General features: G+C 57.0%; 13 protein-coding genes, 1 other RNA gene and 1 pseudogene. 7 read left to right on the plus strand and 8 right to left on the minus strand.

Annotated elements, in window-relative coordinates; translation table 11 throughout:
- Position 1: 1 nt before the first annotated feature.
- Together ACQUTD_RS00130 and ACQUTD_RS00135 are read right to left on the minus strand one after the other, a co-directional pair.
- Positions 2 to 298 (minus strand): RnfH family protein, encoded by a 297-nt coding sequence (locus ACQUTD_RS00130; protein WP_473276591.1) that lies wholly within the window; start codon positions 296 to 298, stop codon positions 2 to 4.
- Positions 288 to 725 (minus strand): type II toxin-antitoxin system RatA family toxin, encoded by a 438-nt coding sequence (locus tag ACQUTD_RS00135; protein WP_199775938.1) that lies wholly within the window; start codon positions 723 to 725, stop codon positions 288 to 290. The genes ACQUTD_RS00130 and ACQUTD_RS00135 overlap by 11 nt, the downstream gene beginning before the upstream one ends.
- Positions 726 to 881: 156 nt before the next feature.
- Between ACQUTD_RS00135 and smpB the strand changes: the two genes are divergently transcribed.
- Positions 882 to 1,364 carry an SsrA-binding protein SmpB gene (smpB, locus tag ACQUTD_RS00140; protein ID WP_072571551.1) on the plus strand — a complete coding sequence of 161 codons (483 nt, stop codon included), beginning with the start codon at positions 882 to 884 and terminating at the stop codon, positions 1,362 to 1,364.
- Positions 1,365 to 1,416: 52 nt separating this feature from the next.
- Here smpB and ACQUTD_RS00145 read toward each other — a convergent pair whose 3' ends face one another.
- From ACQUTD_RS00145 to ACQUTD_RS00165, 5 genes are all read right to left on the minus strand, one after another.
- A complete protein-coding gene (locus tag ACQUTD_RS00145) occupies positions 1,417 to 2,586 on the minus strand; it encodes a beta-barrel domain-containing protein (protein ID WP_072571544.1) in 1,170 nt (389 codons plus the stop codon).
- A gap of 10 nt (positions 2,587 to 2,596) precedes the next feature.
- Positions 2,597 to 4,729: a type I secretion system permease/ATPase gene (locus ACQUTD_RS00150; protein WP_318364496.1), complete on the minus strand. Its 2,133-nt coding sequence runs from the start codon at positions 4,727 to 4,729 to the stop codon at positions 2,597 to 2,599.
- A 9-nt stretch (positions 4,730 to 4,738) separates the two neighbouring features.
- The gene (locus tag ACQUTD_RS00155) at positions 4,739 to 6,076 is read right to left on the minus strand and encodes a TolC family outer membrane protein (protein ID WP_318364497.1); all 1,338 of its coding nucleotides are present in this window, start codon (positions 6,074 to 6,076) and stop codon (positions 4,739 to 4,741) included.
- A 72-nt stretch (positions 6,077 to 6,148) separates the two neighbouring features.
- On the minus strand, positions 6,149 to 11,098 hold the full coding sequence (locus tag ACQUTD_RS00160) for an Ig-like domain-containing protein (RefSeq protein ID WP_473276593.1): 4,950 nt from the start codon (positions 11,096 to 11,098) through the stop codon (positions 6,149 to 6,151).
- Positions 11,099 to 18,508 carry an Ig-like domain-containing protein gene (locus tag ACQUTD_RS00165; protein WP_473276596.1) on the minus strand — a complete coding sequence of 2,470 codons (7,410 nt, stop codon included), beginning with the start codon at positions 18,506 to 18,508 and terminating at the stop codon, positions 11,099 to 11,101. It abuts the gene before it with no gap.
- 574 nt (positions 18,509 to 19,082) lie between these two features.
- On the opposite strand from ACQUTD_RS00165, the gene ssrA reads away from it, so the two are divergent.
- From ssrA to ACQUTD_RS00185, 4 genes and pseudogenes are all read left to right on the plus strand, one after another.
- Positions 19,083 to 19,445: a transfer-messenger RNA gene (gene ssrA, locus ACQUTD_RS00170) on the plus strand.
- Positions 19,446 to 19,714: 269 nt separating this feature from the next.
- Positions 19,715 to 19,956 (plus strand): annotated as a pseudogene (locus tag ACQUTD_RS00175) (DinI-like family protein).
- Positions 19,957 to 20,059: 103 nt separating this feature from the next.
- Positions 20,060 to 20,671 carry a hypothetical protein gene (locus tag ACQUTD_RS00180; RefSeq protein ID WP_473276598.1) on the plus strand — a complete coding sequence of 204 codons (612 nt, stop codon included), beginning with the start codon at positions 20,060 to 20,062 and terminating at the stop codon, positions 20,669 to 20,671.
- Positions 20,655 to 21,740 (plus strand): ImmA/IrrE family metallo-endopeptidase, encoded by a 1,086-nt coding sequence (locus tag ACQUTD_RS00185; RefSeq protein ID WP_473276600.1) that lies wholly within the window; start codon positions 20,655 to 20,657, stop codon positions 21,738 to 21,740. Before ACQUTD_RS00180 ends, ACQUTD_RS00185 begins: the two co-directional genes overlap by 17 nt.
- Before the next feature lie 29 nt (positions 21,741 to 21,769).
- On the opposite strand, the gene ACQUTD_RS00190 is transcribed toward ACQUTD_RS00185, so the two are convergent.
- Entirely contained in the window at positions 21,770 to 22,087 is a 318-nt protein-coding gene (locus ACQUTD_RS00190; protein WP_473276602.1) for a helix-turn-helix domain-containing protein, read from the minus strand.
- A gap of 259 nt (positions 22,088 to 22,346) precedes the next feature.
- Between ACQUTD_RS00190 and ACQUTD_RS00195 the strand changes: the two genes are divergently transcribed.
- Both ACQUTD_RS00195 and ACQUTD_RS00200 read left to right on the plus strand, forming a co-directional pair.
- Complete coding sequence (locus tag ACQUTD_RS00195; RefSeq protein WP_473276603.1) at positions 22,347 to 22,595, plus strand: hypothetical protein; 249 nt, start codon at positions 22,347 to 22,349, stop codon at positions 22,593 to 22,595.
- A 3-nt stretch (positions 22,596 to 22,598) separates the two neighbouring features.
- The gene (locus ACQUTD_RS00200; RefSeq protein WP_473276605.1) at positions 22,599 to 23,417 is read left to right on the plus strand and encodes a hypothetical protein; all 819 of its coding nucleotides are present in this window, start codon (positions 22,599 to 22,601) and stop codon (positions 23,415 to 23,417) included.
- The last annotated feature ends 266 nt before the right edge of the window (positions 23,418 to 23,683 follow it).

Below are 23,683 nucleotides of genomic sequence, written 5' to 3' on the forward strand. Positions count from 1 at the left end.
ATTACTTCTCTTTGTCCGCGCTTTTTTCTGCCCGCTTGCGACGCAGCTCTTTCGGATCGGCGATCAGCGGGCGGTAAATCTCAACGCGATCGCCATCGTGCAGCTCGTCAGCCAGCTTCACCGGGCGGCTGAAAATACCGACTTTGTTCCCGGTCAGCGAAATATCCGGACGCAGTTCCAGCAGCCCGGAGGCGCGGATCGCCTCTTCAACGGTTGCGCCCTCGTTCAGCGTAACCCGTTGCAGATACTGCTTTTCCGGCAGCGCATAGGCCACTTCTACCGCCATCTTACCCGGCACTGTAAACCTCTTTGGCGCGATGGGTAAAGGCCTGAACCATGTTCATCGCCAGCTCTTTAAAGATGCGGCCAAACGCCAGTTCAATGAGCTTATTGGTGAATTCAAAATCGAGCTGAAACTCGACGCGACAGGCCTCGGGGCTGAGTGGGGTAAACTTCCATCCGCCCATCAGCTTTTTGAAAGGGCCATCGACCAGGTGCATCAAAATGCTTTGATTGCTGGTCAATGTATTGCGTGTGGTAAACGTTTTACTGATGCCCGCTTTCGAAACATCCACGGCGGCGGTCATCTGCGTCGGACCGGACTCCAGCACGCGGCTACCGGTGCAGCCGGGCAAGAACTCCGGATAGGACTTCACGTCGTTTACTAACTGATACATCTGTTCTGCGCTGTAAGGCACTAACGCAGATCGGCTAATCTGAGGCATAGCGTTTTCCTGGGATCTACACCCTATAAATAATAACATCTCCCTCCCAGGAAAGGAAAACGCTTAGCCGCAACTCGTGCTAATATAACGCGTTACACCTCGCAGGACGGAATGGGGTGTTTTTATAACATCAGATTACCTATACTGAGCGGCATTATGACCAAGAAAAAAGCACACAAACCTGGCTCAGCCACCATCGCGCTCAACAAGCGCGCCCGCCATGAATATTTTATCGAAGATGAATTTGAAGCGGGTCTGGCCCTGCAGGGCTGGGAAGTTAAATCGCTGCGCGCCGGCAAAGCCAATATCAGCGACAGCTATGTCATCCTGATCGATGGCGAAGCTTTCCTGTTTGGCGCCAACTTTACGCCGATGGCCGTCGCCTCCACCCATGTGGTTTGCGATCCCACCCGTACCCGCAAACTGCTGCTGAACCAGCGCGAGCTGGATACGCTGTATGGCCGTATCAACCGCGATGGCTATACGGTGGTGGCGCTGTCACTGTACTGGAAGAACGCCTGGTGCAAAGTGAAAATCGGCGTGGCGAAAGGTAAGAAGCAGCACGACAAGCGTAACGATGTGAAAGATAAAGAGTGGGCGGTGGATAAAGCCCGCATTATGAAACACGCGGGCCGTTAAATCCGTGCTTCTCCCCTCACCCCGGCCCTGATTTGCCGGGAGGGGGGCGAAATTACCGCTCCCGCAACGCCTCGTTGACCTTGTTCAGCGGCTTGATGAGATAATCCATAACCGTTTTCTGTCCGGTCTTGATCTCCACGTTCGCCACCATACCCGGTAAAATCGGGAAGCTTTTGCCGCTCTTGTTATGCAGCTCGGCTTTTGAGGTGCGCACATACACCCGGTAATAAAACTGATCCCGCTTCACCTCATCCTGCAAGGTGTCCGGCGATACCACTTCCACCTTGCCGCTTAAATCCCCGTAAATTGACGAATCATAGGCCGTCACCTTTACGGTAGCCGGTAAGCCCGGACGGATATAGGCAATATCCCGCGGATTGATGCGCGTCTCAACTAACAGCTGATCTTCTAACGGCACGATCTCCATCAGCTTACCGCCCGGTTGCAGCACGCCGCCGACGGTGGTCACCTGAATGTCTTTTACGATGCCGCGCACCGGCGAAAACAGCGAGGCGCGATCCACCTGGTCCGCTTTACCGGACATCACCTGGATCTGCGCGTCCAGATCGGCATTGTTTTTCACCTGCTCCTCGCGGGCGCGCACCGCAAACTGGTTACGGGCATCGTCGATTTTGCCCTGCAACTCGGCGGCCTGCCGTTGCAGGCGGATCACCTCCACCTGGCTCGCCGCCCCTTTGGCCACCAGCGGCTGCGTCAGACGCAGCTCCGACATCACCAGCTGATAGGTTTTTTGCAGATTTGCTACCGTCTCATTGAGGTTTCGCCGCCGCGACTCATACAGCTGCCGCTCACGGGCCACCAGGTCCGGCTCGCGCATTGACTCGGCGCTAAAGCGCAGCGGCTCGCCGGTCAGCTCGGAACGCAGACGCTCGCTGGAGGCGCGCAGCGTGCGCACCCGTGACGCCGCCTCGCCGTAGTTCGACTGAAAACGGGTAGGATCGAGGCGCGCCAGCAGCTGCCCGCGTTCGACAATATCCCCCTCTTTCACCAGCAGGCCGCTGACAATGCCGCCGTCGAGGCTGTCGATCACCTGCGCGTGGCTGGAGGGGGTGATCTTGCCGGTGCCGACCGTCACTTCATCCAGCACCGCCCACCAGGCCCAGACGACAAAAAACAGCAGACCGATCAGCGTCAGCCAGATCACCGAGGAGTAAAAGCGGCCCTGGCGCGCCAGATCGTCCTGCATACTTAATTGACTCATGGCGTTCTCCTTATGCGACTGACGAGACGCTGCTGTTGCGCACCGCCTGCTTGATCAGCGTATCGCGCGGCCCGTCGGCAACGATTTTGCCGTTCTCCATTACCACAATGCGGTCCACCAGATTGAGCAGCGCCGGACGGTGCGTCACCAGTACCAGCGTGCGCCCGGTCAGCCACTGGGAGAGCTGGCGGATCACCCAGGCTTCCAGTTGCTCATCCATCGACGCGGTGGGCTCATCCATCAGCACGATTTGCGGATTGCGCACGATCAGGCGGCTTAACAGCACCATCTGCCGCTGTCCGCCGGACAGCCCGCGCCCGCCTTCGTTGATCAAACGGTCGAGGCTGGCGGCATCCTGCTGCACCATGCCGATCGCCCCGCTGATGCGCAGCGCCTGGATCAGCTCTGCTTCGGTGGCGTGGGGATGGCCGAGCATCAGGTTTTGTCGCAGCGTGCCAAAAAACAGCCGCGAATCCTGGGAAAGGTACCCCAGCTGGCGACGTACATCGCCAGGATCGATATGCGCCATATCCACGCCATCAATGATCACTTTGCCCTTACTGGCCTGCGCCTGACCGGAGAGCAGTTTCAGCAGGGTGGATTTTCCGGCGCCGGTTTTTCCGAGGATCGCCACGCGTTCCCCCGGTTTGATCTCCAGTTCGGGGATCTGCACCGCCTGCTCGCCCTTTTCCACATCGTAGCTGTACTGCACCTGCTGCATCTGGAAATGGCCTGCCAGCACCGGGCAGTGCGCCATTTTTTCCCCCGCGGTTTTATCCAGCGGTTTTTTCAGCAGATCGTTCAGGCCGTTCATCGCCGTTTTGGCGTGCTGCCAGCGGGAGAACACCATAGTGAGCTGCATCAGCGGCGCGATGGTACGCGACGACAGCAAGCTACAGGCCACCAGCGTCCCGGTGGTGATACTGCCTTCCATCACCAGATAACAGCCGAACACCAGCATTCCGGCGTAGGTAATTTGCTGCACGGTGGAGGCCCAGCCGCTGAGCCGTGCGCCCCACACGCGCTGCTTCATGCCGATCCCCGCGCCTACCGCATGAGTGTGTTCCCACTGGCGCTGGAAATAGGGTTCCGCCTGGAGCGCTTTGATGTCCTCCACCCCTTCGATGGACTCCACCAGCACCGCGTTACGAATGGCGCTTTCGCGCATCCCCTCTTTGGCCAGTTTCGCCATTGGCCACTGCACCAGGATGCCGGGGATGACGATCAGCGGAATAGCGATCAGCGGGATCGCCACCAGCGGGCCGCCCACCAGCGTCATAATGCCGAGGAACAGCAGCACGAACGGAATGTCCATCGCCGCACCGACGGTGGTGGAGGTCAGCAGCTCGCGCACCTGATCGATTTCACGCAGCTGGGAAATAAACGAACCGGTGGATTTCGGACGGGCATCGTTTTTGATCGCCAGCGCGCGGGCAAAAAACAGCGACGAGACGTTGAGATCGATATGCTTACCCATAATGTCCGACACATGGGTACGGGCGAGACGAATAAAAAACTCCAGCATGGCGGCGAACAGCACGCCGATAAACAGCACCCACAGCGTGGGGATCGACTGGGCCGGGATCACCCGGTCGTACACCTGCATAGAGAATAAAATCCCCGCCAGCGCCAGCACGTTGCCGAGCAGTGAGGCGAGCGCGATCTCCGACAGCTTGCGTCCGCTGTGGCGAAAGTGCCGCCAGAACCAGTGCGCTTCCCAGGGTTTGGTGAAATCATCAATGCGTGCATCGCGGCCACGGGCGGCAATGCCCAGCATCACCACCTCCGGCCTGACGCGGGTGAGCAGCGTTTCCAGCGGCTCTTCGCGCACCAGATCGCCCCCTTCCGACAACCAGTAGGTCGCCAGCCCGTCGGCGTCAATAGACTCCAGCAGCATCAACTCCCCGGACTCCAGCTGGACGATCACCGGCAGGTTTTGCGCGTTCCAGCGCATACGCTCCAGCGGCACCGTGCGCACCTGTAGCCCCATCAGGCCGCTTAAGCGCTCCAGCCGGGCGCTCTGCGGCAGCGCTTCAAACCAGCGCATTTGCTGGCGCACCGCGGGGGCATCGGCAGGCAGGCCGAATCGCCCCGCCGCGCGCACCATGACATTGATCCAGCTTTCGGTATCAGGCTCTTGCATTACTGCTCCTTAAAGTGAAGGCAGGGTATCGCCAATAGTGCGGCTGCGTTCAATGCCCAGCATATCCAGCAGATTATCTGCGGCGCCGGCATAACGGACGGCGGCGTCCCAGGCGTCATAGCGCGCGGTGATCGAGGCCGTGTCTGCCTGAAAGACATCCTGTTCAATACTCAGAAGATCGTTGAGGCTGCGCTTGCTGAGACGATATTCATCGCGGTACACCTCGCGGGCGCGATCGGCGCTGATAAACTGCGCGTCTCCTGCCCGCTGGCGCTGCTGCGCCCCGGTGAGATCCGCCCAGGCAGTGGCGGCGCGCTGATTCATCTCCAGTTTGCTGGCCTCCACCTGGGCGCGGGCATTAGCGCGATCGCCTTCCGCCGCATCCACCCGCGCGCTGACCGCACCGCCCTGATAGAGGGGCGCGTCCACGACAAGCTGCACCTGATCATCCCAGTAGCTGCTGTTTTCGTTCTGATAACGGGTTCGCCCCGCCTGTACCGACACCGTCGGCCAGTGCTGGGCCTGCACCTGACGGATGCGCTGTTCCGCCGCCAGCTGTTTCGACTGGGCGCTGCGCACGGCATTGCTGCGCTCGTACGGCAGCGATTTGAGGGTGATTTTTTGTTTCATCAGATCGTCGGGCAGATCCGGCAGCGTATCCGACACCACGCCGGTCAGCACGCTCAGCGCAGCCTGCGCGGAGCGGGTCTGGGCTTCGTATTGTGCGAGCGTGGCGTTCAGCCCGGCGATGCGCGTCTGCGCCTGTAAAACGTCAGACTGCGAGCTCAGCCCGGCCTGGGCGCGCAGATCCGCCATCTCCTGCACCGCCTTCAATGAGGCGATATTTTTACGCGCCGCGTCCGCCAGCGCCTGATGACGCTTAACCTGCAAGTAGGTTTGCAGCGTCTCCATGCCGACTTCATTAAGCGCATTGTAGAGATCGTAACGGTAGGCATCCGACAGCTCATGCTGCTCGTCAATGCTGCCGCCGGTTTTACCAAAGTCGTAAATCAGCTGTTTTAAGCTGACGCCCCCCGCGCCGTTACTGCTCAGCGATCCGGCCGAATCGGTACGGTGCGAACGCCCGACGTTCCCCTGTAAAGACACCTGTGGAAACCATGCGCTTTCCGCTTCGGAAAGATTGGCTTTCCCCACCTGGATTTGCGCCGCCGCCTGAGCAATTTTTGGATTACGGGCGAAGGCGCGCAAAATAGCCTCTTTGATGGTCAGCTGCGCCTGGAATTGCTCCCCGGGCGCAGTCTGCCACTGATACTCCTCAGCCCAGGCTGGCAGTATCGCTGTTCCGGGCACTGCCAGCAGTAACAGCCCTATCGTTGCAAATTTCATGATTCCACCTTTGGCTGCCCGTGGTGATATTTTACGTTCCCTCGCCTCGTCCCTGAGGCCGCGATCCGGTCATCAGACCATATTGACGTGCAGACCCTGCTGCACCAGTACATCGCCTAAGGTGTTGCTTTGTGAACTGTTGTGGTAGATGTCGAACTGCATACCATCCACCTCCCGCTGGCCGCTGATCGCCCAGATGTCGCTGTTGCCATGCACCAGATTCACGCTGTCGCCTTTACTCCCCTTGATGATCAGGTCATCTTCCGGTTTATCGGTCACCGTCAGCGCCTCGTTCAGATCCAGCGTGATGCTGTTGGTGCCCGATTTGCCCAGATCGATGATCTCGATGTTGTGCACACGGGTGGCGGCGTCGATCAGGTTAAGTACCAGATCCACGCCGTCGAGCATCAGCGTATCGGTGCCTGCGCCGCCGTCGATTTGTACAAAGCCCAAAGTAGCAAGGTGAATGGTGTCGTTGCCCTCGCTGCCCTGCACGCTGTCGCCGCTGGCTTCGGTGCCGTCCGCCAGGGTGATGCTGACGCCTCCAATAGTGTAGGCCGCCTCCTCCGTCTGGTTGAGCGTACTATCACTTTCGGTAGCGGCGGCCGTCGCGGTAGCGCGTGCGGTCAGCGTGCTGGCCGGTGCGCTGTCAGTCTCCTGTACAGTGTTGATGCTGTCTGAATGCAGCACAAAGCTGGAGTCATCCACCGCCAGCGCCATCAGAGTGGCAGGCGGCGTGGTGGAGATGATATTCCCGCCCAGGCCGACGTTCAGATAGCCGGTGTTGCCAGCGGCATCGGTGGCGTACAGGTTAACCACGCTGGTGAGCGACAACAGGTTCAGGATGTTCAGACCGAGGCTCAGTGTGGTGGACCAGTTGCCGTTGGCGTCCGTTATCGCGGTGGTGCTTACCGTGCCGTTGAGCAGCGACAGATGCACCACGGCATTTGCTCCCAGATTGCGCGAACCGCCGCTTAAGGTTAACCCTTTGGTCAGCAGCGTCAGCGGGTTCAGGGTCGCCAGCGGGTTCCAGGTCAGCTCCGGCGTGGTCAGTTTGACCGTCACATCCGTACTGGTGCTGTTGGTATTGCCGACTTTATCAATGACCGACACACCCACTTTCAGCGCGCCGCCGGTCAACCCTTTCAGCACGGTGCTGCTGACCGGTAACGACCAGCTGCCGTCCGGGTTCACCGTGGCGTTATAGCTGGTGCCGCCCAGCGATACCACAACCCGGGAGCCGTCGGTGATGCCACCGTTGATGCGCCCGGAAATGGTCTGCGTACCATTCGACTCCGCCACGTTCAGGAAGCCATCGTTGCCGAACAGCGAGGTCAGCGAAATAGACGGCAGGCTGTGGGTGATCACGTTCAGCAGTCCGCTGGTGCCGGCGACGTTGCCCGCCGGGTTGGTCAGCGAGGCGTTAACCGTCAAGGTGCCGTCGAGCAACGCGCTGAGATCGGCTTTCGGCACCGAGACCGACCAGTTGCCATCGGATCCGACCAGCGCCTGGTAAACCTTGTTGCCGAGCGTCACGTTTACCAGCGAGCCGACCGCATTGGTCGCCGAGCCGGTAATGGTCTGGGCGCTGAGAATATCCGTCGCGTTCAGCCCACCGTCGCCAAACAGTGAGTTGATCACCAGCGTCGGCGCCTGCTGGATGGCTACCAGCAGATTTTTGGTATCGGTGGCGACGTTACCCGCCACATCCCGCGCGGTGACGCCCACGGACAACGTACCGTCCGTCAGCCCCTGCAGGGTGGCGGTCGGCAGCGGTAAACGCCAGGAGCCATCACTGCCGACGGTGGTGTTGAAGGTCAGGCCGCCGAGGGTGACAGTCAGGGCAGTGCCTGCCGCCAGGTTAGTGGTGGTACCGTTAAGCACCTGCGCACCCAGCAGATCCGAGAGGCTCAGATTCCCGTCGCCGAACGGCGTATTGAGGCTGACAGAAGGCAGCGCGTTGATCACGGCGTTAATCAGTTGCGAGCTGGAGCCAGGGTTTCCAACATCATCACGCACGCTGGCGCTGACGGTGACGTTACCATCCGCCAGTCCCTGCAATACGGATGGCGGAACGTTCACCGACCAGGTGCCGTTGTTGATGGTGCCCGTCAGCGTGGCAGTGCCGACGCGCACGGTCACCGTGCCGCTGGCAAGACTGGTGACGCCGCTGATGATCTGGCCTGCATCCGCTTCCGCCCGGCTCAGATAACCGTCGCCGCCAAACAGCGTGCCTGTATTGACGCTCACCGTCGGCAGACCGGTCAGCCCCACTTTGATGGCCGGGCCATTGGTGGTGGTGGTATTGCCATCCGGCGTCTGAATGGTGATCACTGGCGTCAGCACGCCGTCCGCCAGCGAAGCTAAATCCGCCGCGCTGACATTAATGCTGAAGGTACCGTTACCCGCCAGCACACCGGCGAAGGTTTTAGTGCCGATCTGCACGCTCACCGTGGAACCGACCGGGGCCTGCCCGACGCTACCGGTAATGGTCTGCGTCAGCAGCGCATCGGCGGCGTTCAGCAGTCCATCGCCAAACAGGGTGACGGCATTCAGCACCGGCGCAAGCAGATCCAGCGCCACGTTTGCGCCCACAGCCGCATTGTTGCCGTACTGATCCGTCGCCTGCACGCTTACCGCCACGTTACCGCTGCCCAGCCCCTGAAGCGCTGCCTGCACCGCCTCCGGTAGCGCAACGGACCATTTCCCGTTGCCGTCCACATTGGTAGTGAATGCTGCGGTATCGCCGACTTTGATGCTCAGGGTGCGGCCATTCAGTCCGGTCGCCGTACCGCTGATCACCCCGCTTAACAGTTCCGGAATGCTCAGCATACCGTCGCCAAACAGCGGGTCGAGCACAATAGAAGGCTGTGCTTTTACCGCCACCGTCAGATCGGTACTGCCATTTACTACGTTGCCAAATTTATCCGTTACGCTGACCGCAACCCCTACGGTACCGTCCGGCAGCGCGCCGAGTAACGACGGCGGCAGCGTGGCGATCCAGTTCCCCAGCGCATCCTGCGTTCCCTGAATGGTGCGCCCGGCAATGGTGACCACCACGCCCGCGACGTTGGCCGCATTATTCAGACCCAGCGACACTACCTGGCTGGTGGTACTGTCGACCAGGTTGATGATGTTATCTGCCGCCACCATGATATCGCCGATCACCGGCAGATCGGTCAGCGCCGTGCCGACGTTGATGATCTGATTAGTGGAGTTACCGTAAATATCGGTGACATCCACCTGCAATTGCAGGGTTTGCTGCGTCAGCCCGGTCCACAGATCGGGCGGCAACTGGATGCTGAATTTGCCATCGGCGCCCACCGTGGTGGTCGGGATAGTGGCGCTCACCCCGGCGATGGTCACTTTCACCGTCGCGCCGCGATAATCGCCGCTTACCTGCCCGGTCACCAGCTGCGTGAGCAGCGATTCCGCCACGTTCAGCACGCCATCGGTACCAAAGACATCGTTAACCAGCACGCCAAGGCCCTGGTTGAGGGCGACGTTCAGCCCGACATTATTACTGGACGTATTACCTGCCGCATCGGTGGAGGTTATGTTAATCACCTGCGCCCCGTCGGTCAGCGTGCGCAGATCCAGTTCCGGGAAGGTATGGCTCCAGTTACCTTCACTATCGACCGTACTGCTCCAGCTGAGCGGCCCGAGCGTCACTGTTACAGTATTCCCCGGCTCGCCGCGTCCCGCCACCAGCATACCGGTGGCGGCTTCCACGGTATTCAGCACCGCCGGCACACTAAGCGCGTTGACCTCCAGCAGCGGCTCATCGCGTTGCACGCTGAGGATCCTGCCGTCCACCGCCGGGTTGCCTGCGACATCGCTGATCTGTGCCGTCACCGGCGTACTGCCCGACGGCAGCGCGGCGACATCCGCCTGCGGTACCACCGTTGACCAGTTGCCGTCCGATCCCACTACCGCATAGTAAGTCTTGCCGTTGAGGGTCACCGACACCGTGCGCCCGGCTTCCGACAGGCTGGCAGTACCGCCCAGCGTCAATGGCTGACCGCTTTCGGCGGCGTTGATAATATCGTCACCGGACACCGGATTCAGGGTCAGCGTCGGGGCGAGCGTATCCACCTGCACCACCACCGAGGAGGTGGAGTTCGGCGCAGCCTGACTGGTGGCTTCAATGGTATAGCTCGTCTGGTCCGGGAAGGCGCTGACCGGCACGCTGGTCGTCCAGGTGTTGTTGCCGTCCACCGTTGCCGTTCCCACCAGCACGCCATTTACGGTGATGTTAAGCAGCGTACCTGCCGGGTACCCATTGCTCTGGCCGTTGACCGTGATCGCAGGCCCGGCGCTGAACTCGCTGGCGTTGATAATGTTATCGCCCGCCACCGGGTTGACCGTCACGCTGAAGGCTGGCGGTACGGTATCAATGGTGACGCCCACCGGCCCGGTGGTGGCCGGGTTGCCTGCGATGTCCTGCACCGTTGCCTCAAGGGTCGTACTGCCGTTGGCGAGCGTCGCCATCTGCAACGGCGTGAGCTGTAGCGCCCAGGTATTGCCTGGCTGTACGGTGGTGGTAAAGGTCTGCCCCCCCAGCGTCACGGTGATGGTGCGCCCCACCTCCACATTACTGGTGGTACCGGTGAGGGTTTGCAGTTGCTGACTTTCCGTCCAGTCGAGATCGCTGTTGCCGAACGGCGCGTTCACCGAAATGGTCGGCTGGTTAAGGGCGATCACCACCGGCGTGCTGGTGTTGCCGGTATTCTGGGCATCGTCAGTGATGGTGACGATAACGCTCTGCTGACCGCGATCGACACCGATCCAGCTGTCGCTGTCCAGCGCCAGCGTCCAGGTGTTGGTCAGCGGATCGACGGTAGCGTCAAAGATTTTACCGCCGATGGTGACCTGTACCGTGGTGGCCGCCGGATCCCGTGAGGTAAAGGTGCCCGACAGGCTGGCCGGCGCGGTGGATTCGCTGATGTTGAGATAATTATCGCCAAAGATCGGCGTGTTCACCGTCACGGTCGGCGCGGTAAAGGCGACGTCAAATGGCACCTAGGCGGTCTGCACGTTACCGTACTGATCTTCGGCACGCACGACGATAGTGTGCGCCGTCGCCGGATCCAGCCCCTGCAGGGTGCCAGCCGGCAGCGACACCGTCCACTGCCCCGCGGGATCGACATCAGCCACATAGGTGACGCCGTCAACATCAATGGTCACGGTGACAAACTGATTGCCGCCGCTCAGACCCGTGCTGCCGGTCAGCGTCAGCGGGCCTGCCGCCTCGCTGATATTCAGCGTCTCATCGCCGCCGAACAGGTTAGTCACGCCCGGTGTCGGCAATGCCAGCTGCGGCACAAATGTCTGGGTGGCGGAATCCACGTTGCCATAGGCATCGCTCACCGTCACCACCACGGTCTGCGTCTGGCCGTTGGTTAAGCCGGTTAACGCCGACGGCGGCAGGGTAACGCTCCACTGGCCGTTTGCATCCACAGTCGCGCCGGTATTGTAAGGCACGCCGTTCAGGGTGACGGTGACCGTCTGCCCTGCACCAATGACCCCGGTGTTGCCGGTCAGCACCTGGCCTGCAGCCGCTTCCGAATTATTCAGCACGCCATCGGTAAAGAGCGTGCCCAGCGTCACCTCCGGCACATTATTGATCACGGCCTGGAAGTTACCGTCGCCATTTACGATATTTCCCGCCGTATCGGTGACGATGATTTTCACCGGAATGGTGCCGTCCGGCAATGTGCCCAGCGTCCCGGCACTGACCGGCAGGGTCCACTCGCCGTTCGCGCCAATATTCGCGTCGGTGATGGTGATAAAGGGACCGTTATTAATACTGACCTGGATGGTCTGAATACTGGCTTTATCCAGCCCGGTGGTGCCGGTGAGCGTACTGTCTGCCACTTCACTGCTGATCAGCACGCCATTACCGAAGGCCGTATCCAGTGTCGGCGTCGGCAGCACATCCGCGCGGACGTCAAAGTCCTGAGCCGGGCTGGTGTCGCTGTTGCCGGCTTTATCCGTTACGGTCACCGCCAGGGAGTAAGCGCCGTCGCTCAGCCCGGTTAAGACCGTCGATGGCAGCTGTACCGTCCAGTTACCGTTATTATCCACGGCGCCGTCAACCGTGATCGGATCAGTCAGGCCATTGCCGGTAATGGTGATCGCCACGGTCTGCCCGCCGCCGGTGAGGCCGGTGGTGCCGGTAAGGATCTGTCCGGTGCTGGCTTCCAGCTGGTTGATGGTGCCGTCAGTAAAGAGCGTCGCAGGCAACGTCGCATCCGGAGCCGCGCGTACCACTTCGATCCCCAGATTGCCGCTGGCCGGGTTAGCATAGGCATCGGCGGCGCTGGCGGTAATGGTGTACGGACCGTTAGCAAACTGGTCAAAGGTGCCCGGCGCGATGGTCGCCGTCCAGTTGCCATCACTGCCAACCGAGGCAGTACCAATCTGCACGGTACCAATAAACAGCGTGATCGTCGCCCCGGCAGGCAGCCCCGATGACGTACCGGTGATCTGTCCCACATCGGTCGCTTCTGCGGTGTTTATCATGCCATCGGTCAGCATCAGCGTATTGCCGATGGTGATGGCAGGCAGCGTCGTGTTGCCCACATTAATGGGCAGCGGCGTGCTGGAAACGTTGCCGTCCGGATCCGTGGCGGTAAGGGTCAGCGTGGACGGGCCCTGCGGCAGCGCCTGCAACTCTTCTGCCGGAATGACAATGCTCCACTGACCCAGCTGATCGGCCCGGGTTTCGACAGGGGTACCGTTGATCGTCAGCGATACGATGGAGCCTGGCGTGGTGGTGCCGCTCAGGGTCTGGGCGACGGTGGATTCACTGATGTTAACCAGCCCATCGGACAGGAAGCTGGGATCCAGATTGATGTCCGGCCCGACGGTATCGACACGCACCTGCTGCGTGCTGGTGGCCGGGTTGCTGGCCGCATCGCTGGCGGTGGCGGTGACCGTATAAGTCTGATCCGCCAGCCCGCTGACCACGCTGGCGGGCACCTGCACCGACCATCTGCCGTCCGCGCCAATGCTGGCGGTATAGCTGCCTCCACCCGGCGCCAGGGTCACCGTCACCAGTGTGCCCTGCGCCAGATTGGTGGAGACGCCGGTAATGGCAACTGCGCCGCTGCTTTCCGGATCGCTGATAACATTATCCCCCGCCACGCTGTCGATACTGAGCGTCGGCTGGCTGCCTGGCTGGGTGATAAAGGTGACGTTCTGCGTGGCGTCGTCGACGTTGCCCGCCGCATCGGTGACGGTCACGCGGATCGGCTGCACGCCGTCCTGCACCGCCGCCAGGTCAGTCGCCGGAACAGCCACGCTCCAGCTGCCGTCGGCCTGCACGGTGGCCGGATAGTCAACGCCATTCAGCGTAACGGTAACGATCTGCCCCTGTTCCACATTCACCGTCGAGCCGGACACCACCAGCGGCGAACCGGCTTCGCTGGCGTTAACATAGTTATCCGTCGAGATACTGTTCATGGTGACCTGCGGCGCATTCACCGGCGAGGCGTCGAGGGTAAAGCTCTCTTTGATGACGGCACTGTTGCCTGCGCTGTCAGTCGCGATGACCGTCATGCTTACCGGGCCATCCGGGATGCCGCTCAGCGCCCCGGCAGGCAGCGTCACGCTCCAGTCGCCGTTGGCCTGGATCAGGGCATTATAGGTCTGGCCGTTAATCTGCACGACGACGGTTTGCGGCTGCGCCGGATCGTAAGGCGTGGCGGTGCCGGTCAGCACTATCGGTCCTGCCGCTTCGGCGGCATTCACTGTGCCGTCGGCCGCCACATCGCCCAGGGTGAGTACCGGCGGCGTTTTGTCCACCAGGATGCTGCTCTCCAGCACCGCCGCGTTACCCACGCCATCCGTAGCGGTGATCACCACCGGCACGGTGCCGTCGGTTAAATTGTTCAGCAAGGTGGAAGGGACGTTCACCGACCAGTTGCCGCTGGCATCGACGGTGGCTGTCAGCGTCTGCGCCTGCGCGCCGGAGCCGATCTGTACCTGTACCAGCTGGCCTGCGCCGCTGACGCCGGTCGTACCGCTCAGCGTGCCGCCCGTCAGCGCTTCGCTGCTGTTCACAATACCGTCGGTAAACGGCTGATTCATGGAAACGGTCGGCAGGGTGGTGGTGACAATAGTGAACTGATGACTATTACTCACGACATCGCCGCTGCCGTCCTGGGCCGATACGGTGAGGGTGGCGGTGCCATCGCTGATGGCGCGCGCCTCTTCTGCCGGGACGGTCACGCTCCACGCCCCGCCTGCGCCAACGGCGCCCGCGTATAGCTTGCCGTTCAGCGTCACCGTGATCGGCGTTCCTTCCGCCAGTCCGACGGAGCTGCCGCTGACCACCAGGCCACTGGCGTTATTAATATCGCTGAGGCTCACCCGATCGTCGCCGGTGAGCGGCGCAATGGAGATCGAGCTGACGGTGGTGTCAACGGTAAACGGCCGGGTAGCGCTGGTGCTGTTACCCGCCGAATCGCTGACCTGTACGCTCAGCGCATAGTCACCGTCAAGCAGACCGGCCAGTTCGCCCGGCGGAATGGTGACCTGCCAGCTGCCATCGGTGCCCACGGTGCCGGTCCAGCTGGAGGTCCCCTGGGTGACGGTCACCGTCTGGCCTGCTTCAACGTTCAGCACCTTACCGGTGAGGGTAATGGCTTCGCCGCGTTCGGCGGCGTCAATCACGTTATCCCCGGCGACCGGATCCACGGTAAGCAGCGGCTGTTTCTGTGGATCGATGCGCACGCTGATGTTATGGCTGGCGGTGGTGCTGTTTTGCGCCGCATCCGTCACGGTAACGGTAAAGGTCGCCTGCCCGTCCGGCAGCGCCTGTAGCGCCGAAGACGGAATATCGACAGACCATACGCCGTTCGCGCCTGTCGTGGTGGTGTAGGTCTGGCCGTTAAGCACAACAGTGACCGGCTGGTCTGCGCCCGCGCCGCTGGCGACGCCGGAGAGCGTCTGGGTCGCGCCCGCTTCCGCCAGGTTAAGCGTGTCGTTAGTGGCAAAAGGATCAAAACTCAGCACCGGCGGTTCAACATCAATGTTGACGTTGATCGGCGTGCTGGTGGCGGTGTTACCGGCAATATCAGTCACCGTTACCGTCACCGGCAGCGGCGAATCGGTATTGGTTAAGCTGTCCAGCGCGCCGGACGGAATGGTCACGCTCCACTGCCCGTTCTCATTCACCGTGCCGGTATAAGTGTTACCGCCAAGATTGACGCTGACCGTCTGCCCCGGCCCGGTGACGCCGGTTTCCCCGGTCAGGGTCTGGTTCTGCTGAATTTCCGCGCCGTTCAGCACGCCATCGCCAAACAGCGGGTCATTGTTTGCCTGCGGCAGCGCATTGAGGATGAGATTAACCGTATGGGTATCGCTCACCGTCACGCCGTTAACCACGGCGCTCGCCGTGATGGTCAGCGGACCATCCGCCGATCCGGAGAGCGCGCCCGGGGCCAGCGTAATACTCCAGTTGCCGTTAGCATCGACAAAACCAGGATAGGTCACGCCGTTCACCAGCACCTGCACCTCGGTGTTGAGCGGCAGACCGGCGCTGGTACCGTTGATGGTCACCACGCCCGCTGCTTCCTGCACGCCAATATAGTCATTGCCGGAGATGATGCTGATCGCCACCGCCGTCGGGGCGCTGTCCACCGTCACCGGATAGATGCTGTTCGTTGTCTGGCCGTAAATATCGGTGACGCTGATCTGCACCGGGTTTTCCCCCGGCGTCAGCTGATAGAGCGTGCCGGACGGGATCAGTACCGTCCAGCTACCGTCGCTGGCCACCACAGACTGGTACGTATTACCGCCCAGCGTCACCACTACCCGGCTGCCCGGCTCGGCATCGGTCGTGGTACCGCGCAGTAACTGGTCGGTTTTAATTTCTGCCGCGTCCAGCCCGTTATTACCGGCAAAGGAGGTGACGGTGGCGGTCGGCGGCGTGGTTTTGACATTGATGGTTTGCTCAATGACACGGGGGTTACCGGCGGCGTCCGTCAGGGTGACGGTGGCTAAATTCGCGCCATCGGCCAGTAGCTTAAGATCGTCAGACGGCAGGGTGACGCTCCAGTTGCCGTCGCTGCCCACCGTTGTGGTGTAGGTTTTATTGTTCAGCACCACGGTAACCGGACGCCCGGCTTCCTCCACCGATGAGATACCGCTCAGCACCTGTGCGGTATTCATATCTTCGAGGCCCAGACGTCCGCTACCGGCAACCGGCAGCACCGCCAGATCCGGCGCCAGGGTATCGACAATGGCGCTGCCCGGCAGCGTTGCGGTATTGCCCGCCGCATCCGACGCGTTGACCGTCATCGATACCGTTCCCTGCGGCAGGGTTTGCAGATCGGCAGGCGGCACGGTGATCGCCCAGTTGCCGTCACTGTCGACGGTGGCTGTATAGGTTTTACCGCCAAGCAGCACCGAGACTTTTTGCCCCGGCCCGCTGATGCCGGTATTGCCCCCGATCGTCTGCGCCACATCCCGCTCGCCTGCGCTCAGTATACCGTCGGCAAAGGGCGTGTTCAGCGAAGGTTGCGGAACATGGTTAACCGCCACGTTCAGAATATGGGAGTCGGATGCGTTTTCTGTTCCGAGCGTAACGGTGGCGGTGATTTCGCGCGGGCCGTCTTTCAGCTCAGCCAGATCTTCAGGGGGGATCACGGCACTCCAGTTACCGGCGCTATCCACCACGGCGTCGTAAACTTTGCCGTTAAATTCCACCAGCACTGACACCGCTGGTCCAAATACGGTAGTGACGCCGCGCACCTCCAGCGGCTGGGTCACTTCCGCCGCATTCAGGTAGTCATCGGTGGAGACGATGGCGATAGCAATGCCGGTCTGTGCGGTATCAACCGTGATCGGATGATTGCTGGTAATCGTCTGGTTATTTTTATCCACCACGCTGACGGTGATGGTGTTGCTGCCATTGGCAAGCGCCAGCAGATCGCCTGAGGGCAGCGTTACGCTCCAGCTGCCGTCGCCCTGCACCACCGCATACCAGGTTTGTCCGCCAAGGGTAATAGTGACCGTCTGCCCGGCGGCGATATTTTGCGTGTTGCCGGAGAGCGTTTGATCCAGCTGGACCTCTGCGCCGTTCAGGACATCATCGCCAGTGAGCGGGTTAACGCTGATAGCCGGTGCGGTGAGATTGACCGTGAAGTCGCTGCTGCCGGTGGTAACGTTACCCGCCAGATCGGTGATTTCGTAGCTGATGGTGTAGCTTTCGCCATCGCTCAGCGCCTGAAGAGCAGCCAGCGGAATAGTGGTTTGCCAGTTGCCGTTACTGTCGACGATGGCGAAGTAATTTTTACCATTAAGGGTAATTAAAACGGTGCTGCCTTCATCAGCAGCCTCTGCATAGCCGCGCAGGATTTTATCCCCGCCAAGCTGGGAACTGTCAAATACCTGGTTCGGTACGAACGGCACCGTGTCCAGCACAGGCGGAACAGTATCCACCATCACATCCATTGATGTTTCAACGGTGCGTCCCCTGAAATCAAGCAGCCGTACGCGCAGCGTGCCCGGCCCCTGGGAAAGGCTTTGCAGCACCTCCGGCGGGAACATAAATGACCAGGATCCATCCGGATTGACCGTCGTGGTCCAGACGTTGTCGTCCCACATGATCGTAATGACACTACCGGCGTTCGCCGCCTCAGTCGAACCGCTCAGCACCTGATTGCGCGCCACCAGTAGCTGATTGAGCAGGTTATCCTCAGCCAGGGGTTCCACTGTGAGGGTTGACGTCCCGGGCGTGGTACCGCCGCCATCAGGAGGTGTGGTACCGCCGCCGTCAGGGGGAGTCGTACCGCCGCCATCCGGCGGAGTGGTGCCGCCGCCGTCAGGCGGAGTGGTTCCGCCGCCGTCCGGAGGAGTGGTGCCGCCGCCATCAGGGGGAGTCGTACCGCCACCGTCCGGCGGTGTGGTGCCGCCATTGTTATTGTCGTTATCCCCACCACCGCCACCGCCGCCGCCACCGGAAGCGGCAGCAATACCTACAATACCCCCTACGGCAGCCAGCCCACCCAGTACCGCCAGCGCTGAAATACCGCCTGCGCCAATCAACGAGTCGACTGCGACCTCTGACATCGCCGGGACAATGGCTTCAGCGGTCATTGGTCCGGCTTCGGCGGCAAACGGGAACACTGCGTGGTGCGCACCGAGATCATCCTCAAACACCAGTTCACTGTGCAGACCATTTTCATCAAGGAAAAAGAAGCGCTGATAGCGAACCGTAGAGCCATCTTTCATATGGACGATCAGGTCATTGCCTTCGCGCTCGTAAAAGTTTACCGAGGCGGGAGAAGCATTTACGCGCACAATACTTGTCTGCGAGAGATTAACGACGCGATCGGCGTTTTGCGGATATTCCATCACGATATCGCCGGTCTTTTGATTTATAATATCAACGTTTCCGGGAAGGCCATTTTTCGGCGCCATATTATATTCCTCTTGCAGCAAGTGCCTTATGTCACGCACTTACGTATTTATTTTGGGTAAGCCAATGGCAGCCAAAGTTATCTGGCAGAATTGGGCTCGGTATGGTTTTCTGGAGCGATTTATGAGGCAAAGCGTTGATTTTACTGGGCTTGATTTTTCATCCATTGCAGAACCACGAAAATCATCTGCTTAAAATATATAATCACTTTTTCGTAATAGGCAAATTCCAATATCACAAATTCATACATATTTTTTTGAAAAACAGGATATATCCTCAGCCACTAAAATAAATGTTAAGCCCTGCTTAAATGAACACTGAAGTGATTACTTAGAATTTGAATAATGCAATGTGAAGCTAAAAATTAAATTAGAATATATCCTGTATTCTCTTATTATGATGATTACCGTCATTTATTATTTAATATTCAGGAGCGCTTCAGACGGATGAAGCGCTGCTTACACTCTGTCACTACCGTGCTGTTCACACTTTGAGCGAACGCGCGTCTCCAGCGTCCGACAGACTTATGGAGTGGTGTGCTGGGTCAAAAATCTGTTATACTCTGTTCAACACATTGGGGCTGATTCTGGATTCGACGGGATTTGCGAAACCCAAGGTGCATGCCGAGGGGCGGTTTGCCTCGTAAAAAGCCGCAAAAAAATAGTCGCAAACGACGAAAACTACGCTTTAGCAGCTTAATAACCTGCTAAGAGCCCTCTCTCCCTAGCCTCCGCTCTTAGGACGGGGATCAAGAGAGGTCAAACCCAAAAGAGATCGCGTGGATGCCCTGCCTGGGGTTGAAGCGTTAAAACTAATCAGGCTAGTTTGTCAGTGGCGTGTCTGTTCGCAGCTGGCAGGTGAATGTAAAGACAGACTAAGCATGTAGTACCGAGGATGTAGGAATTTCGGACGCGGGTTCAACTCCCGCCAGCTCCACCACTTTTGATAGGACTGCAACCGGAAGACGGCAATAAAAACAGCCACTTACGGACACTGACCAGACAGCAGGCAGACCGAGAAAAGACAAAAATATGCACGTGCAATGCACGTGCACTATAAAAGAACCCCAGATTTAACGGTCTGGGGTTTTTCTATTTGTAACTAAGGGTAACAAAAACACATCCCATCCGCGCGCTCCGCTCACCTTGATACTGTTTATTTTTATAGCAAAATACTGCATGTAAATACAGTACTTACCCGGGGCTTTTATATTCGTTGAACTGATTTATGAAAAGCGTAATGTTGAGGGACTTGAAGGGGCCAGAGAGATCATCTTGGCTGAACTGAAGAAGCGAGTGCACCAGATTTTCCCTGATGCCGAAGTGAAGGTGAAACCGATGCAGGCGAACGGCTTGAATACCGATGCCAGCAAAAAACGATCGGGAAAAGCTGAACCGCATGCTGAGGGGCTATGTTTGAAGAGTCCGCGCATTGGTTAAATAATATTTAAATTCAATGACTTAATAATTATGGAATATTTTTAGGAATATTTTGTTGTCATATTTGTTGTTGATGGTACTCTAATCATTATTATCAATAACAGAGTGCGAGTTATGTCACTTATCTCTAAAGAAGAAGCGTTGCTGGAACTTGAACCCTATTTCCCTCTGTTGCGAAAAGCTGTACATGCCGCATGGAACTCTTGGGTTACGGGTCCTATAGCACCTCGCATGCAGCACAAGCGCGTCCGTGCAAATCTCGTATGGAATGATTATTTTTTCGAGATGATAAAAGAACTTTCCACGGGTGAATACAACGGCATTAAGTTTGCAAAAATACCTTACAATCAAGGATTTGCAGTTAATGATAGATTCTTCATTAAGTTTAAAAAGGCAGACTCTAACTTCCTTTCCTCCAACCTTCAGACTCAATCAGCTATGAAATATCATGACCCAGAGATTGATATGTTTGGCGGAGAGGTGCGCTTAGAATTGCTGTATGTTTTAGACGATGATGGGATTAACATTGACAAAATTGCAATTGTTCAAAGAAAGGACAAATTTGTCGCTTGGGCAATAGATATTGAAGCTGATAATGTTACTGAAATTCCTCAGACATTTGAACCAAGCACAATTGAGCCAGCTAAAACTGTCGCTAAAAAAGTTATCAAACCTCGCAAACATGCAAAAGAAAACGTGGTAAACAAAGATGGCACAAATTCCTGAATCTCTCTCTTTGATTAGAAATGAGATGATCGAGCTTCGCCGCAGAATGCTTGGAATCAGCCAAAAAGTTTTATCAGAAAAAGTGGGAATGTCCCAAGGAACCCTTTCGAAGATAGAACAGGGACTTAAAGCTGTAACGCCAGAACAAGCTCAGAAACTTTCGGAGGCATTATCATGCCCACTAAGTTTCTTTACGATGTCTGAACGCTTATACGGTGGGCCAATCAGCGCGGCTCCAATGTATAGAAAAAAAGCATCTGTGGGGATAAAGGTCTTAGATCGCCTCATAGCAGAAATTAATGTACGAATAGCTCACATTAGAAAACTTCTTCAGTTCGTTGATTTTGAACCAGAGTTTGAATTACCTTCTTATGATCCTGATGACTACAACGGTGATGCAACTGAAATTGCAAGAAATACCCGAAAAAGTTGGTATATGCCGGCAGGTCCGGTGAAAAACTTGATCGAAGTTCTAGAACGGGCTGGATGCTTAATAATCGAGTGTGACATGGATGATACTGGCTTATCTGGAGTTAGCTACAATCTTCCAGGATTACCTCCGATTATTTTCATCAACAGAAATCAGCCCCTTGACAGATATCGTTTTACACTAGCGCACGAGCTTGGTCATTTAGTCATGCACAAATCGCCTAATCCAAACATGGAGAGCGAGGCTGATGCTTTTGCAGCAGAATTTTTAATGCCTGCACGTGACATATCTCCTTATCTTCGTGATATGAGTATTGAAAAAGCTGCGACCCTGAAGCCTTATTGGAGAACCTCAATGGCCTCCTTAATTTTTAGAGCTAAGACTTTAGGCTATTTAAAACAGGGACAAAATGAATATATCTGGCGTCAGATGTCTGCACGCGGATACAGGCTCAATGAACCAGTACAATTATCTTCTGACAGTGAAAAGCCAACATTGTTAAAAGAGATATTTGACCACGTCAAGCAAGAGCTTGATTATGACGAAGGCGAATTGTCGCAAGTATTTTCTATATATTACAATGAAATAGAACAGCTTTATTCCATTAACAAAAAAACGGGTTTAAGATTAGTAAAATAGAACCACCCCGGCCACCGTGCCGGGTTTTTTCAATCTTTTTCAGGCATACCAAGCATCCGGCGCAATTTTTTATTCACATCTTTCTGGCGTCGAGTGAACGCCACCTCAGCTTCAACCTTTCGCTCTTTTTCTCTGAGCTTGGTAGGTTCGACCTCCACAGCTAACAAAGCAGCCTGACAATCCTCTTTTGTAAACAAGTACGGTGACTTGGGCCTATCGCTGACCCGGTAGGCTTTGAGCCTGCCTTCAAGAACCCACTGAGTCACTGCGGCAGTTGAGATGCCCAGAAGTTTTGCTGCTTCCTTTCTTGTCAGTGTTAACTTTTCCATCAACTTCAAAGCCATCATTTACCAAGCAGTAGCTAATGTAGATTTCCGTGCCCCTGATACTGTAATCCTATAGCCTGTCGCACTTTTTGGCTTGCCAAGCCTTGCAACTGGCATCTATGTTATAAGTGAACTTGGCACCTTCTGCGTGGTCAAAGTTGTAGGAATGAACGGGCTACTTTTAACCTCTGTATAGGTTATGCTACAATCCCGCGCCCTTTTTCATTCGGGGTCTAGGAATCTCAAACGGAGCATTTGAGATCAACAAAAGGAGGTCTTTATGTCAGAACTGGTCATGAAGATGTTTGGTTTGAGTGGCTTTGTCAAAGGCGGACAAGCGATGGCTGAGCGCTTGAACAAATCGGGTGTGAAGAACATTAAAGTTGTTGGTCGGGGTGCTGTAATCGTTGACGGTTCAGCAAATCCTGAAAAAATTAATCGCCTTAGAAAAGCTGCGCGTAAGTTTATAGAACAGGATGCAGAGGCCGTGGCCGCTGCCAAAGCTAACACTAAGGATAGCGACGATTAACTAATGTTTGCATTACTGATCATACCGCTGTTAGTCAGTGGTTCTTTGCTAGTAACTTCGCCTCATAACATCAAACTTTTCTTCCGATTACACCGATACGATGGCCAGCTTCTTTATATGAAGGTGGCCACGTACGGTTTCTATGCATGCCTTGCGGCCGTCATCGTTGCCTATTCGATCAAGTACCTTGCCCCTGGCTTGACCTTTGCTACATGGCTATCTCATCTCATTGATAGCAGTTCCGACCCCAAAGAAAATCGTATAACCTCATGGCTCATTCTGCTATCAGTGACAACGGTGGGTCTTGCATGGCTGTGGTTGCAATACTGCCGGCTTCGCATTTACATTGCTGCTTGGCTAATCACTCACGAACCAAAAGATGACGTGAGCATCAGCTTTTCAAAGCAAGTCATTAGGTTAAATGAGTTGGGGAAATTGCTTTCTGATGGTTCGCTTGGACAGTTGTTTTTCGATTCGGCGACCGAAGACAGGCCTGTGTTGGTAAGCCTAAAGTGTCGAAAGGTCTATGTTGGTACCGTTAATATGATAAGCGAGCCCAACGAAAAACAAGGACCAAACCTCGAAATTTCGATTAGTCCCATCATGTCGGGATACAGGGATAAAGATACGCTCAGAGTGCTGTTCTCAAACGACTACAATGACCTTGAGGATGTTGACACCAGTATCATTTTTCCACTCAATGAAGTATCACATGCGTCTTGGTTCAATATGGACATACACGAGAAAGTTGATAACAACCGTGAGGCGAAGCCGGTAAGCAATAGAAAGGCAAAGAGGAAGTACGGCAGAAATCGAAAATAAAGATCGCGAAAGCGGTCTTTTTTTTGCCTAACATCGCAATTTTTTATCCTAAACATTTCAAAATATTGGACAGAATCAGGACGTTAGAGGTACCAAGATATGCACGTAAAATGCACTTGAGTACTTTTAAAAGATAGAAAGTATTAATATTCAATTGGTTAAGGATTATTCGGACGCGGGTTCAACTCCCGCCAGCCCACCAAAATTCTTTGTTGATGGTCACCAGAGCCTGAGATGAAGTCCTGAAAGCCCGCTAACGCGGGCTT

The sequence above is a fragment of the Enterobacter sp. K510 genome, from assembly GCF_055804875.1.

Excerpts from the sequence above, each read along its gene's own strand:
- ACQUTD_RS00145 (WP_072571544.1), bottom strand. The coding sequence starts at position 2,586 with ATGAGTCAATTAAGTATGCAGGACGATCTGGCGCGCCAGGGCCGCTTT.
- ACQUTD_RS00185 (WP_473276600.1), top strand. The coding sequence starts at position 20,655 with ATGGCACAAATTCCTGAATCTCTCTCTTTGATTAGAAATGAGATGATC.
- ACQUTD_RS00195 (WP_473276603.1), top strand. The coding sequence starts at position 22,347 with ATGTCAGAACTGGTCATGAAGATGTTTGGTTTGAGTGGCTTTGTCAAA.
- smpB (WP_072571551.1), top strand. The coding sequence starts at position 882 with ATGACCAAGAAAAAAGCACACAAACCTGGCTCAGCCACCATCGCGCTC.
- ACQUTD_RS00150 (WP_318364496.1), bottom strand. The coding sequence starts at position 4,729 with ATGCAAGAGCCTGATACCGAAAGCTGGATCAATGTCATGGTGCGCGCG.
- ACQUTD_RS00135 (WP_199775938.1), bottom strand. The coding sequence starts at position 725 with ATGCCTCAGATTAGCCGATCTGCGTTAGTGCCTTACAGCGCAGAACAG.
- ACQUTD_RS00165 (WP_473276596.1), bottom strand. The coding sequence starts at position 18,508 with ATGGCGCCGAAAAATGGCCTTCCCGGAAACGTTGATATTATAAATCAA.
- ACQUTD_RS00180 (WP_473276598.1), top strand. The coding sequence starts at position 20,060 with ATGTCACTTATCTCTAAAGAAGAAGCGTTGCTGGAACTTGAACCCTAT.
- ACQUTD_RS00155 (WP_318364497.1), bottom strand. The coding sequence starts at position 6,076 with ATGAAATTTGCAACGATAGGGCTGTTACTGCTGGCAGTGCCCGGAACA.
- ACQUTD_RS00190 (WP_473276602.1), bottom strand. The coding sequence starts at position 22,087 with ATGATGGCTTTGAAGTTGATGGAAAAGTTAACACTGACAAGAAAGGAA.
- ACQUTD_RS00200 (WP_473276605.1), top strand. The coding sequence starts at position 22,599 with ATGTTTGCATTACTGATCATACCGCTGTTAGTCAGTGGTTCTTTGCTA.